This is a genomic window from Rhizobium chutanense, assembly GCF_002531935.1.
Classification (GTDB): Bacteria; Pseudomonadota; Alphaproteobacteria; order Rhizobiales; family Rhizobiaceae; genus Rhizobium; species Rhizobium chutanense.
The window spans coordinates 26,209-39,050 of the sequence record NZ_NWSV01000020.1; the positions used below are offsets into that span (position 1 = coordinate 26,209).

A 12,842-nucleotide genomic window follows, 5' to 3' on the forward strand; every position below is an offset into this window, starting at 1 on the left:
GGCCCTCATAGGCCTGAATGCATCAGCCAAGATGGCTGACATCGATATGGCCGAAGGCGTTTATGAAATGATCGAGAGAATTGTTCACCGTCGTCGTTTCGGGATCCGTGTGAACCAGAGCCGACGAGATATCGCCGCCTAAGGCGTTGTTTCCGTTGCCGCCGTTGCCGCCGACGCCTGCCAGGATGGTGGCATGCTGATCAGCCACGAGTTGCGTATATTGGGTGGCGGTCGTCGCCGCAGCCACCGAAGCCGTGTCATGGCCGCTCGTGTTGCCTTGATCGCCGTTGGAGTGGGCGTTTCCTCCAGCGCCGCCGGCGCCGCTGGTCAGCGATGCCAGGAAGCCATACTGGGCCTGGCTCAAGCCACCGGATCCACCACCGCCGGCGTCCCAATCTGCCGTCTGCCAAACGTGATCGCCGTTGTGCAGATGGGTGGATGCGCCGTCGACCGTTTGCACGGGCGAGATATAGGCAACCGGATTGTAATTGATGTTCCCATCATTGTGGCCATCACCGCCGTTGCCGGCTTTCGCATCGCCCGCATCCGGGTGGTTGAGATTAATCGTGTCGGATATTTGTGGAATAGGCATTGATGTCACTCCTTCTACTTGGTTTCGTCCGCGTTGGTTTTTACGGCGTCCCCCTACGGCGTGCGTTCGGCACTTCACCGCAGCCAATACAACCGCGGTCGAATATTGCCTGCGATTTAATCTCCGAACTATCTAGATATTCGGGGGCACTCCTTCGGATGTATACTTGACGTTCCAGAGCGTTATTTGGATTGGTGTTTGATGAGTTGGTGTGGGTCGCATGGCGCTGATCATGTCTGCGAACCTCGTCGAAGCGACGCCGGGGCCTCTAATCCAAAGGCGGATCGGTGCTTGCAAATTCCCGTAACGGCCGCTGCGGCCATGACAGCCAAATGGCTACGGAACTAGCCAACAGGATGTAGACGAATTGCAGGCTCCGCTTTTCCTGCGTTCAGATGCACAATGACGGAACAATTCAGGCTGCATCACGCCGCATGCTCGGTTGGCACGCGGTCGACCGCGAATGGAGACGGTAATGGCGGAAACTCGTCCCTTATTGGAAGACCAGCCCAAGTCGGGCGCCGATCAACACCTCGCCCCCAATGCGGCCGCGGGGCATCTGGCGCTGGTGCCGACCTGGCTTCCCCTGGATGTCGCTTCCGGTCCGAGCCATAATTCAGCCGGCAGCGGTGGTAACGGGATCAGCGAAGGCGTGGTCAGCAGCAATGCACTGGCCGTCTTCATGCCGTCCAATGCCGCCATTGCCGGACCGCATTCGGGTGCCGACGCTTTCCAGGGCAACGATGCGCTCATCAATCAGCATCCCACCGAAATGGCTGGGATAGGCGGGAATGGCGGAAGCGGCAATGTTGCGATCGGCAGCGGCGACGGCGCCAATCATGCCGGCACGGGCGGCAATGGGATTTTCTACGGTGGGATGGTGAGCACCGAAGTCGCGCTGTTTGCCCCCGTCAATACTGCCGTGGCTGCAGGCCCCGGTGCGGAAGCTCATGCCGATCAATCGAACAACGCCCTGTTCCTGCAGGGCGCAACCCAGATCGGCGGCATGGGCGGCTCGGGCGGAGACCATAATGTCGCGAGCCATGGCTCGTCGATGAGCCCGGGAACTGCGCTGACATTGACCGGCGACTTTTATGCGGGCCACGGCGGCGATGGATATTTCGTCGGCAGCATGGTCGACGTGAGTATCGCCATCTTCTCACCGATCAATATCGCCATTGGCGCGGCAGGCGGCTCCGCCGAGGCTCATCAGACAAACAATGTCATTTTCGATCAGGGCACGGTGCAGATTGCCGGTATCGGCGGCAATGGCGGCGGCTTCAACCTGTCGTCGGATACGATTTTCACCGGCAATCATGCGCTCGGCGGAGGCGGTGGGCACGGATCGTCGACCGGCAGCATGGTCGACGTCAATTTCGGCTATTTCCATCCCATCAACATTGCCGTCCCCGCCGGTGGGACGGCGGACGCCCAACAGACCGATCATGTTCTCTACGATCAGCATGCGCTTCAGTTGGCCGGCATCGCAGGCCATGGCGGAGACGGCAACCTCACGGATGCCCATTCTGCTCTCGTCGACGACATTCTGAGCTTCATGCATAGCTAGCGGATAGACTCCGCCTTGCATTGCAGCGGTCCAACTGCACGAGGCTGTGCTTCGTGTCATTTTTCAAGCCATATGTTGAATCGCCTCCTCCGCCCGGCTTTCGTCTCTTCAGCCGATATGGCACGGAACGGACCGGCTCACCGAGAGAGCGAACATCCCGCCCTGACCTCATCCGCGTTGTCGCCGATTTCGGCCACCAGAGGCCATGACCTCCGGCTGGCGTCTGTCGGCGCCGAAGGCGCAGGTGTTGCCTGAGCGAGAACAGCATTAACTGGTATTAATGCGTCATTAGAGCGCAGTTTTACTAATCATAACGGGTAGTCGGCGATCTTGTGCTTTTGCCGCTTGTCGCCTTTGTCGTTTTGCTGTCGGGTTTTGCGACTGCTTTGAATTGAGATCTGGAAACAAAGCCGAGCCGATCGCCAGCTCGTTAGATCCAATGGCTCTTTCCTCAATGGGTCTGCGGCAGATCGGTTGCCTTTTCAGTGCCTTTGAAAGCTTTGTTGACCCGCTCGCCGTACGTGAATTCGGCGAAAGCCGGAAAGTCTGCAGCGACAAGTCGAATCAGAGGACCTCCATGAAAAAGCCCTTCAATGTGCTCCGCAGCCCCAGTTATCTATCGATGAAATCTTATAGACTATAAGAATTATCGTGAGAGATCAGACTATTGATACCAACAATACACTCTCTTTTTATCATGACATGTAATGAGAATAGGAATAATGTGAACAGCTGTTGCGTTGCAAATATCTGGGGAGCACGCAAGTGTCAGACATTGCTAGAACTAAGCGCCGTCTGGGGCGCAATGCACCAACTGTGATCATTATTGAGCATTCTACTCTGGCGCGCACGACCGTGGTGAAACTTCTTCAGGGTGAACTTGCCGGGTGGAACTTCATAGACTTAATCTCTACCGAGAGTCTCGATCGAGCTCTTGGAGCTGAGGTGCGTTTGATTGCTCTGGATCTGGCCGGCAGAAGTGTCGACAGCACCAGCCTGCGTGATGATCTCGCGGCAATTGCTGCGCGTTTTCCGGAGGCCCCTATCACGTTGCTCTCAGGTACGGATGACGCCATCATTGCCGGTCAGGCGCTCAAGATAGGCATCCGCGGCTTTTTCTCGACTTCACTGCCCATTGACATTGCCCTTGCCGGTCTTCGTCTCGTTCTGGCGGGCGGAACATTTTTCCCGCAGCTATTGGGAGCTGTTACAGCAGCCTCGAACGCGCATAGCCCGCCCAGAAATGAGGCCGAAAAAAGCCTGGATGATAGGACGCAATATCTGGCGATTGCCGATTTTACTCCCCGCGAGACGGATATCCTCGCAGAGTTGCAAAGCGGCTGCTCAAATAAGGTCATTGCCGGAAAGCTCAATTTGTCGGGGCATACGGTGAAGATGCATTTGCAACACATAATGCGTAAGTTGCAGGCGCAGAACCGCACCGAAGTGGTTGCCCGTTTGGTTCAAAGAGCCGCCGGCGGGCATAACGCCTCGCCGAGTTAGGTAGGTCGTCAGGACCAGGGAGCGTCTCACTGAGTCTGTCAGAGATCCTTTCCAAAGAATGGCTTCGGGCGCCGATGCCCCAATCTCTCGAAGAAGATGTTCATGTCGGGCTTCCTGGTTTGCATAGGCCTGTCGAACTTCCCTCCTCACACTAAATTCTCCGAATGAACCGAGCGAAAACACCGCAATGACGGGTCTCGGAAGAAAGACCTGTTGAGCTCCCCTTCGAAATAGAGTGGGAGAAGCGTTCCTCGACGTATCGGACATCGAATTGACAGGCTCCCGCGTGCCAAAACCTGCCGATCCCAGGAACTCCCCGGTCGCCGATTTGTTTTACATTCTGCACCGCCCGGAAGTTTGCCAAGTTGCAATCGGGACAGTGGAGCTGATCCATGGATATGACGCGCATCCGAGATCAAATGGTGGAGCACCACGTTACGCGTCGTGGCATTCGCGATCAAAACGTCACCGCGGCGATGCGCGCGGTGCCGCGCGAAAAATTCGTAGCGCCCGGCTGCGAGGAATTCGCCTATGAGGATGCACCGCTGTCGATCGGCGAGGGCCAGACGATCTCGCAGCCGTTCATTGTCGCTCTGATGCTCGAAAAGGCCAAGCTGGATGCCGGCGACAAAGTGCTCGAGGTCGGAACCGGCTCCGGCTACGCTTCAGCCCTGATCAGTCGGATAGCAAGGCAGGTCTATTCCATCGAGCGACATGAAAGCCTGGCGCTTCAGGCTAGCGAACGGTTCGAGAAACTCGGATACGGCAACATTGACGTTCGCGTCGGCGATGGCAGCAAAGGCTGGCCGCAAGCCGCCCCGTTCAATGCCATCATCGTTTCTGCGAGCGCACCCCAAGTGCCGACCGCGTTGAAAGAACAGCTGGAGCTTGGGGGCAGGCTCATCATCCCGATCGGCCGCGGTGAAGAGCAGCAGCTGAAACGCATCACGCGCATTGGGGCCACCGCGTTCGAGGAAGAAGATCTCGGCGGGGTGCGTTTCGTTCCCTTGATCGGCGAAGACGCCTGGACTGCCGCACATCCGATGTACACGGCACCGGCCCCATCACCGCCGGGAGCTTTTGCGTCCGCGCAAAGTTTGCCGCGAAACGCTGAAGAAGGGGGCATGGGAAAAATGCCTAAATCGCCCGCGTTGCCGGAAGGCGTGCTCGATCATGGCGAATTCCAGCAATGGTTCTGGGCCGTTCAACGCATTTCCTGGGTCGCCTTTTGCCTTTCCTGCGTCAAGAGGTGGTGGCCTCGCACAGCGCATATCATCGATGGCGTTCCGACCGTCCTCGTGACGGATGGCGTCTACGACGAAGGCGCGCTCAAAGGAGCCCGCCTGCAGAAGGAAGATGTCATGCGAGCGGCTCGAAGCCAGGAAGGCATCGAGAGCGTGACGGAGATCAAATTCGCCATCCTCGAAGTGAGCGGCAATATCAGCATCATCAAGAGAGAGAAATCCGGCTGACCGCCCGAGTTAAGGGCATGAGCTGTCTACAATTTCCGAGCCAACGGCCGCTCGGGAATGCGCTTCAGAAGGACAGGTCGAGCGCCCTGCCCTCGAACAGACGGTCGCGGGAGCCTTCGAGATGCGCCTTCATCAATCTCTGCGCATCGTCAGGCCGGCCATCGGCGATCGCCTTGTAGATGGCATTATGCTCTTCATAGACCTGTTCCAGCCCCTGGCGGGGCCCGAGCAGCGAGAGGCCGTGGAGATGCATGCCGACAGCGATATGGGCCTTCAGCGCATCGATCGAGGCGGTGTAATAATGATTGTTGGCAGCCTCGGTCACCGCGCGGTGGAAGATGAAATCGGCGTCGGTGCGATGAAGTTGGTGGCTGGTCGCCTCGCGCAGATCGGCAAGGGCGCTGGCGATCTTCTGGATCGCCTGCTCATTGCGGCGCTTGGCGGCGAAATAGGCGGCGGCCGGCTCGATGGTCAGGCGGAATTCGTAGCAGCGCTGAATGTCGGCGATCGTCTTGACCGGCGAATAGGCGAGCTGCGTCGTCGGCGACCCATGCGCGCTGACGAAGGTGCCGGCGCCCTGCCGGGCATAGACCATGCCCTGATCGCGCAGGCGGGCCAGCGCATCACGGACGATCGGCCGGGAAACACCCAGCATCGAGGCAAGTTCATGTTCACCGGGAAGGCGTGAATCCGGCGGATAATTTCCGCCGCGAATCCGCTCGAGCAGCTGGTCGAAGACGCGATCGACGAGCTTGACGGCCTTGCCGCGTTCGGGCTTGCCCGCCGGGCCGGCTTCCGCGTTCAAAGATTCGCCATTCACTTCAACCACGTCATTCTCCCCGACGGTATTGTACTATGCCGCCTGATTCCGAGAAACCAGTCTTAGCAAACTATCGGGATGGCCGAAGCCCCCCGACTTGACAGCACACCGAAATTGCCGCCCGTCGCCGGCCGTGACATCGAACCACGGAATACCGGCCTCGATCTCGCCCTTCGGCGCCAACACCCTGACGCCAAGCGCCCGGAACACGGCAAGGGCAGTATCGCCGCCGCCGACCATCAGCATATCAGGCCTCGTATCATCGATGACCGCTTTGACGCCTGCCGCAAAGCGGCTGGCGACGAGGCCCGCATCGGCCGTCAGGTCGCCGGTGCAGCGCAGCAGGACCGGCAGTGCCAGCCCCTCCCCGCATCCGATCTCGCCGACCGGAGCATCCACCACCATGCGCAGGGCACCCGAGGCTTCGAGCCGGTTCATCTGGACGACGGTGATCGGGTCGCGAGAGCCGAAGGCAAACAGCGTCCGCGGGCTTGCCGCAAATTCCATGGCGGGCTGCCCCGCTTCGCCAAGCCGGCGGGCAAGTGCCGCGCCGAGGCCACGCGCACCGACCGCAAGGGTCCTCATCCAGTCATGACCGTCGACGATCTGGTCGAGGTCAAGATCGTCCTCTGCATCGGCAACGACAACATTATCCCCACCGCGCCCGAACAGGTCGGCGATCGGCAATGGCTTGGGAACCCCGCGCCCGACGACGCAGCCCCGGTAGGTTACACGCTCCTGATCGGGAATGGCGGGCGCCACCAGGATGGTTTTCAGACCGAGCGCCTCGGCGAGCGCCAGGCTTTCCGCCGCGACATTGCCCTTCAGCCGGGAATCGATCTTCTTCATCACCACCAACGGCTTCTCGCCGCGAAGCACTTCCGTCGCCGCACGGACCGTTTCGACGGCTTCGCGTTTGCCGAGCGCGCGCGAGGCGGTGTTGACGACGACGACGTCGCAGCCGGTTGCGATGGCATCCTGCGCCGCCCCGACGTCGACGGCGACCGCAACCGAAAGGCCAGCCGCAACGAAGGGCGTACCGGTATCGAGTGCGCCCGTCAGATCGTCGGCGATAATGGCGGCCTTCAATGTCATGCGATCTGCTCTGTATTGACGGCGTGGCAGGCGACGAGATGGCCGGGTTTCGCTTCCTTCCAGGCGGGAATAACCTTGCTGCAAACGTCCATCGCGATCGGGCAGCGCGTGTGGAAACGGCAGCCCGACGGCGGGTTCAGCGGGCTCGGGACATCGCCCTGCAGGATCTGGCGCTGGCGGGTGCGCTCGTGCTCCGGATCCGTCTCCGGAACGGCCGACAGCAGCGCTTTGGTATAGGGGTGCAGCGGATTGTCGAAAAGCTCCTCGCGGGCGGCAAGTTCTGCGAGCCGCCCGAGATACATGACGCCGACACGGGTGCTGATATGGCGCACCACCGCCAGGTCATGCGCGATAAACAGATAGGTCAGCCCGTATTTCTCCTGCAGATCGAGCAGCAGGTTGATGATCTGCGCCTGGATCGATACGTCGAGTGCGGAGATCGCCTCGTCGCAGACGATGAATTTCGGCTGGCAGGCGAGCGCCCGGGCGATGACGACGCGCTGACGCTGGCCGCCGGAAAGCTCGTGCGGATAACGCTGGGCAAACCGGGGCGGCAGGCCGACATCGGTGAGCAGCGTCGCCACCCTCTCCTTCAGCTCGGCCTTGGTGCAGAGCTTGTGGAAGAGGATCGGCTCGCCGATCGCCTCGCCGACCGTCATGCGCGGATTGAGCGTCGAATAGGGGTCCTGGAAGACGATCTGCAGGTCGCGGCGGAAGGGCCGCATCTGCTTTTCGTCGAGCGTCGCGAGATCCTGGCCCTTGTAGACGACCTTGCCGCTGGTTGCCTTGTAGAGGTTGAGGATGGTGAAGCCGGTCGTCGACTTGCCGCAGCCGGATTCGCCGACGAGGCTCAGCGTCTCGCCTTCCATGATGTCGAGATTGACGTTGTCGAGCGCATAGACCGTTGCCGAACGTTCGCCGAAGGCGCCGAGCTTGACGTGGAAATGCTTGACCAGGTTCTCGACCTTGAGCAGCGGTTGAGCAGCCATCACGCGGCCTCCTGCAGTCTCTGGGCGACGAAACAAGCGGTGCGGTGATTGCCGCTGCCGCCAAGCGGTTCGAGCTGCGGCACCTTCTCGTGACAGATCGCCTCTGCAAGCGGGCAGCGCGGCGCGAACGGGCAGCCTTTCGGCCGGCGGCCGGGCTCCGGCGGCGTGCCGCCGATCGAACTCAGCCGGCTTGCCGGCGGATCGGATAGTTTCGGGATCGAGGAGAGCAGACCGCGCGTATAGGGGTGGCTCGGGCGGGCATAGAGCTCGTCGACCGGCGCGTCCTCGACCACCGTGCCGGCATAGAGCACGGCGACGCGATCGACCAGGCCGGCGATCAGCGCCAGGTCATGGGTGATCCAGACGACGGACATGCCGAGCTTGGCTCTAAGATCCTTCACCAGGTCGACGATCTGGGCCTGAATGGTGACGTCGAGCGCCGTCGTCGGCTCGTCGGCGATCAGGAGCTTCGGGTTGCAGGCAAGGCCGATGGCAATCATCACGCGCTGGCGCATGCCGCCTGATAGTTCATGCGGAAAGGCCTGCAGCCGCTCTTCCGGGCCCGGAATGCCGACGAGGCGCAGCAGTTCGACGGCGCGAGCCCGGGCTTGCGCCTTCTTCATGCCGCGGTGATAGATCAGCGGCTCGCAGATCTGGTCGCCGACACGCATGACGGGATTGAGCGAGGTCATCGGATCCTGAAAGACGAAGCCGATATCGCCGCCGCGCACCTTGCGCAGCTCGGCGTTCGACATCGTCTGCAGGTCGCGGCCGTCGAAGGTGGCCGATCCCCTGGTGACCTTGATCTTGTTCGGCAGCAGCCGCATCAGGCTCAGCATGGTCAGGCTCTTGCCGCAGCCGGATTCGCCGACGACGCCGAGGGTCTCGCCCTTGTCGACATGAAGATCGATGCCGTCGACGACGACGGCCGGGCCGCTGCGGCCGTCGATCTCGACGGTGAGGCCCCTGACGTCGAGCAGGCGGTCTTTGCTTTGCGTGTCCATCATTTGCTGCCCCGCGGATTGAGCGCGTCGTTGAGGCCGTCGCCGAGGAAGCTGAAGGCAACCGAGGCAAGGCCGAGCACGGCCGCCGGAGCGGCGAGAAGATGCGGATAATGCTGCCAGACGCGAAGGCCGTCCGAGATCATGTTGCCCCAGCTCGGCGTCGGCGGATTGACGCCGACACCCAAGAAGCTGAAGGCGCTTTCCAGCACCATCGCCGTGCCGAGACCGGCGCTGACCGAGACGATCAGCGGTCCGAGCGCATTCGGCACGACATAACGCTTGATGATGACCCAGTTCGAAAGGCCTAGCGCCTGGGCGGCGGTGATATAGGGACGGCTGCGGATCGACAGCACCTGGGCGCGCACGAGACGGGCATAGGGCGGCCAGGAGATCAACGCCATCGAGCCGAAGACGAGGATGAAATCCACCCATATGGTCTGGCGGTAGAAGGGATTGAGGGTCTCGAGGTAACGCGCCTCCATCCATCGGGTGATCGGCGATTTCAGCGAAGCGTTGATGACGACGACGAGCAGCAGGTTGGGAACCGACATCGTCACATCGGTCAGCCACATGATGACGCGATCGAAGGGATTGCCGAAGAAGCCGGCCACCGCACCGAGCGTCAGACCGATCAGCACGGCGAAGAACGTGACGATGACGGCAACGAGGAAGGCGGTCCGCGTGCCGAAGACCACGCGGCTGAAGACGTCGCGGCCGAGATCGTCGGTGCCGAAGAGGTGGCTCATCGACGGCAGCGCGTTGCGGGCGTTGAGATCCTGGCTCAGATAGTCATAGGGCGTAAGATAGGGCCCGAAGATCGCCGTGAAAGCGAGGATCATGACGACGACGAGGCCGAAGACGGCGAGCTTGTTGCGCTTCAGCCGGTACCAGGCGTCGCGCCACAGACTGACCGGCGGCTCCTCGACGGTTTCGGTGGAAAGAGGAATTGCGGACATGGTCAGCGGCTCCGTCTTGAATCATTGGCACGCGGGTCGAGCAGCGGATAGAGCACGTCGACCAGCAGGTTCGACACCATTACCAGGAACGACCCGATCAGCGTGATGGCCAGGATGACCGGATAATCGGAATTGATGAGCGCCTGCACCGTCAGCCGACCGAGACCCGGCAGGCCGAACACCAGCTCGACGAAGATCGCGCCGTTGACGATGGTGATCATGATCAGACCAAGCTGGGTCACAACGGGCGTCAGCACCGGCCGCAGGATGTGGCGCAACGCCACGACGATCTCAGGCACGCCCTTGGCGCGGGCGGTCCGGACGAAATCCTCCGACAGTACCTCGATGACGGCGGCACGGGTCTGACGCACGATCAGCGCGATCGGCTGGAAGGAAAGCACGAGCAGCGGCAAGAGGATGCGGACATCGAGGATGCCACCCCAGCCATAGGGCACGCTCGCACCCGGCAGAGCCACGATGAGGCCGACCATCAGCAGCGGCCCGGCGACATAGGCCGGGATCGCCCAGAGGAAGAGCGCCGAACCGAGAATGGCATAATCGAGCCGCGAATTCTGGTTCAGCGCGGCGATCATGCCGAGCGGGATCGCGACGACGGCCGTCAGAATGATGGAACAGAGCGCAAGCTGAAAGGAGACGGGTGCGGCAGCCGAGACCATCGCCCAGACGGCGCGGCCCGAAGTCAGCGAATTGCCGAACTGACCGTGCAGCAGGTTCCAGATGTAAAGACCGAACTGCTCGATGAAGGGTCTGTTGAGGCCGGCGCTTTCGCGGATCGCCTCGATGCGCTGCGGATTGTAGGCGACATCGCCCGGCGCGCGCAGGAAGATCAGCTTGATCGGATCGCCGGCGCCGTAAAAGGCCAGCGCATAGACGGCCAGCATCACCACCAGAACCGACGGAATCCAGATGGCGAACCGGGTTAGCACGTAGCGCAGCAAGGCCACCTCCCACCTGTTGTCGATGCGGTCCCTCCTCAAGCCAGGCAGATCGCATCTCTTCTTCTTGAAATTTGCGCGAAGACCTTGCGGCCTTCGCGCGGCTATTGCCAGGAACGACAGTTCCGAATCAGCCGATCGAAATGTTCCAGGGTTCGACGATCTGCCAGTCGAGGTTCTTGTCCAGACCCTTGACCTCCTTGGTGGCCCAGCGCGACATCGCCTGAGAGTACCACGGGATGAAGGCCCAATCGTCGCGGAACGCCTTCTGGGCCTGCTGGGCGAGCGCGATGCGCTGCGGATCGTCCGCAGCCTTGGTCGTCGCTTCGGCAAGCGCGCTGTCGACCTTGTCGTTCTTGTATCCGCCGAGCTTGTTCTGGGCGTTCGACGATGTCGAGGCGATGCTGCCCGCCAGATACGACACGGCATCGGGGACACGGGTGCCGACGTCGTCGCGGAAGATCTGGACCGAGTTCTGGTCCGGGCCGGCATAGGCGTCCTGCTGCGGCTTCATATCGACGGCCGTGATGCCGAGATTCTGGCGCCACTGCTCGGCAATGAACTGGGCGGCAGCCTGAATGGCCGGTCCCGAGATACCGACGAACAGGAGCTTCGGCAGCCGCTCCGGCCCGCCATAGCTGGATTCGGCCAGCAGCTTCTTGGCGCCTGCCGGATCGTAGGGATAGGGCTCGAAGCCGGAATTGTCAGCACCCGGAACCGCGTTGAGGATCTGGTCGGCCTTCTTGTGCGGCCCGTCGGGATAGGACGCCTTGAACAGGCCGTCACGGTCGACCGCCATGATCAGCGCCTGGCGGACCTTCGGATCGTCCATCGGCGCGCGGGAGATGTTGAACCAGAAGTGCTGGCTGGTCGGGATCAACGGGCCGGCCGAGAATTCCGGGCCGAGATCCTGGATGATGGTCGAGGTGATGAGTTCGGTATGAGCATTGAACTCTCCCGACTTGATCAGCGACGTGGCGCTGACATTGTCCTCGATCGAGGTGATGTCGATGCGCGCAAGCTTCGGTTTCGGCCCGAAGAAATTCTCGTTCGGCTCGAAGGTGAGTTTGCCGGCGTCGATATCGAGGCTCGTCAGCTTGAAGGGACCGGAGAAGACCGGCTTGCTGTCCGGCTTGTACCAGTCGATGATCTCCTCGCCGTCGCTGCCGCGCGACTGCGACGCCTTGGTAATCGGCGCGATGTGGTTTGCCAGGCGCATGAAGAAGATCGGATCGGCGGCGGCCAGCGTCACGACGACGGTGCCCTCGTCGGGTGTTGCGACACCCGTCAGCTCGTTGCCGGAGCCGGCAGCGATTTCGGCATAACCCTTGACCTTGCTCAGCACCTGATCGGCGCGCTGGCTCTTGGTATTCGGCATCGAGGCGACTTCCCACGATCCCTTGACGTCGGCCGAAGTGATCTTGCTGCCATCGGAGAAGACCGCTTTCGGGTCGATCTTGAAAGTCCAGACCGTGTTGTCGGCCGATTCCCAGCTGGTGAAGACGTAAGGCTTGATATTGCCCTGGCTGTCGAAATACATCGGCGACGCCCACCAGATCGAATTCCAGCGGAAGGTTCTGCCGCCGCCGCGCAGCGGCGACCAATCCTGGTCGAAGGCCGGATGTGCGACCTTCAGCACCTGGCCTTCATCGGCCATAAGGATGCGGGCGTTCATCCCGAACACGGTGAGGCCGACGCCGGCCGCAAGCCCGAGCTTCAGCGCATTGCGGCGCGATAGATTGGTTTTATCCGATTGATCAAAAGACATGGCATTCCCTCCCACGGTGAATTCGGCAGCGTTCTCCCTGCGCCTGCCGGGCGCAGCACAATCCGTTCCGTATCGTTCTCTCGTTATTGTAAATATGTCAACAAAAAATCGCTGTTTTCG

At 61.2% G+C, this 12,842-nt stretch carries 11 protein-coding genes; 3 read left to right on the top strand and 8 right to left on the bottom strand.

All coding sequences use genetic code 11. The annotated features are described in order from the left end of the window. Positions 1–22: 22 nt before the first annotated feature. Complete coding sequence (locus tag CO666_RS23755) at positions 23–592, bottom strand: PE-PGRS family protein (RefSeq protein WP_097614610.1); 570 nt, start codon at positions 590–592, stop codon at positions 23–25. Positions 593–1,067: 475 nt separating this feature from the next. On the opposite strand from CO666_RS23755, the gene CO666_RS23760 reads away from it, so the two are divergent. The 3 genes from CO666_RS23760 to CO666_RS23775 all read left to right on the top strand — a co-directional run bounded on the left by CO666_RS23760 (position 1,068) and on the right by CO666_RS23775 (position 5,134). After that, complete coding sequence (locus tag CO666_RS23760) at positions 1,068–2,159, top strand: hypothetical protein (RefSeq protein ID WP_097614611.1); 1,092 nt, start codon at positions 1,068–1,070, stop codon at positions 2,157–2,159. A gap of 765 nt (positions 2,160–2,924) precedes the next feature. Continuing rightward, entirely contained in the window at positions 2,925–3,662 is a 738-nt protein-coding gene (locus CO666_RS23770; RefSeq protein ID WP_097614682.1) for a response regulator transcription factor, read from the top strand. A 392-nt stretch (positions 3,663–4,054) separates the two neighbouring features. Continuing rightward, complete coding sequence (locus tag CO666_RS23775) at positions 4,055–5,134, top strand: protein-L-isoaspartate(D-aspartate) O-methyltransferase (protein WP_097614612.1); 1,080 nt, start codon at positions 4,055–4,057, stop codon at positions 5,132–5,134. Between the two features lie 64 nt (positions 5,135–5,198). On the opposite strand, the gene CO666_RS23780 is transcribed toward CO666_RS23775, so the two are convergent. The 7 genes from CO666_RS23780 to CO666_RS23810 form a co-directional block, all read right to left on the bottom strand. Further along, on the bottom strand, positions 5,199–5,963 hold the full coding sequence (locus CO666_RS23780; RefSeq protein ID WP_097614613.1) for a FadR/GntR family transcriptional regulator: 765 nt from the start codon (positions 5,961–5,963) through the stop codon (positions 5,199–5,201). A 24-nt stretch (positions 5,964–5,987) separates the two neighbouring features. Beyond that, positions 5,988–7,049 carry a four-carbon acid sugar kinase family protein gene (locus CO666_RS23785; protein WP_097614614.1) on the bottom strand — a complete coding sequence of 354 codons (1,062 nt, stop codon included), beginning with the start codon at positions 7,047–7,049 and terminating at the stop codon, positions 5,988–5,990. Then, positions 7,046–8,038, bottom strand: a complete 993-nt coding sequence (locus CO666_RS23790; protein WP_097614615.1) for an ABC transporter ATP-binding protein — start codon at positions 8,036–8,038, stop codon at positions 7,046–7,048. The genes CO666_RS23785 and CO666_RS23790 overlap by 4 nt, the downstream gene beginning before the upstream one ends. Beyond that, positions 8,038–9,045, bottom strand: a complete 1,008-nt coding sequence (locus CO666_RS23795; protein WP_097614616.1) for an ABC transporter ATP-binding protein — start codon at positions 9,043–9,045, stop codon at positions 8,038–8,040. The genes CO666_RS23790 and CO666_RS23795 overlap by 1 nt, the downstream gene beginning before the upstream one ends. Continuing rightward, positions 9,042–9,998 carry an ABC transporter permease gene (locus CO666_RS23800; protein WP_097614617.1) on the bottom strand — a complete coding sequence of 319 codons (957 nt, stop codon included), beginning with the start codon at positions 9,996–9,998 and terminating at the stop codon, positions 9,042–9,044. Before CO666_RS23800 ends, CO666_RS23795 begins: the two co-directional genes overlap by 4 nt. 2 nt (positions 9,999–10,000) lie before the next feature. Next, complete coding sequence (locus CO666_RS23805; RefSeq protein WP_097614618.1) at positions 10,001–10,957, bottom strand: ABC transporter permease; 957 nt, start codon at positions 10,955–10,957, stop codon at positions 10,001–10,003. A 127-nt stretch (positions 10,958–11,084) separates the two neighbouring features. Continuing rightward, a complete protein-coding gene (locus CO666_RS23810; protein WP_097614619.1) occupies positions 11,085–12,722 on the bottom strand; it encodes an ABC transporter substrate-binding protein in 1,638 nt (545 codons plus the stop codon). Between the last annotated feature and the right edge of the window lie 120 nt (positions 12,723–12,842).

Excerpts from the sequence above, each read along its gene's own strand:
- CO666_RS23760 (WP_097614611.1), top strand. The coding sequence starts at position 1,068 with ATGGCGGAAACTCGTCCCTTATTGGAAGACCAGCCCAAGTCGGGCGCC.
- CO666_RS23755 (WP_097614610.1), bottom strand. The coding sequence starts at position 592 with ATGCCTATTCCACAAATATCCGACACGATTAATCTCAACCACCCGGAT.
- CO666_RS23790 (WP_097614615.1), bottom strand. The coding sequence starts at position 8,038 with ATGGCTGCTCAACCGCTGCTCAAGGTCGAGAACCTGGTCAAGCATTTC.
- CO666_RS23795 (WP_097614616.1), bottom strand. The coding sequence starts at position 9,045 with ATGATGGACACGCAAAGCAAAGACCGCCTGCTCGACGTCAGGGGCCTC.
- CO666_RS23785 (WP_097614614.1), bottom strand. The coding sequence starts at position 7,049 with ATGACATTGAAGGCCGCCATTATCGCCGACGATCTGACGGGCGCACTC.
- CO666_RS23810 (WP_097614619.1), bottom strand. The coding sequence starts at position 12,722 with ATGTCTTTTGATCAATCGGATAAAACCAATCTATCGCGCCGCAATGCG.
- CO666_RS23800 (WP_097614617.1), bottom strand. The coding sequence starts at position 9,998 with ATGTCCGCAATTCCTCTTTCCACCGAAACCGTCGAGGAGCCGCCGGTC.
- CO666_RS23775 (WP_097614612.1), top strand. The coding sequence starts at position 4,055 with ATGGATATGACGCGCATCCGAGATCAAATGGTGGAGCACCACGTTACG.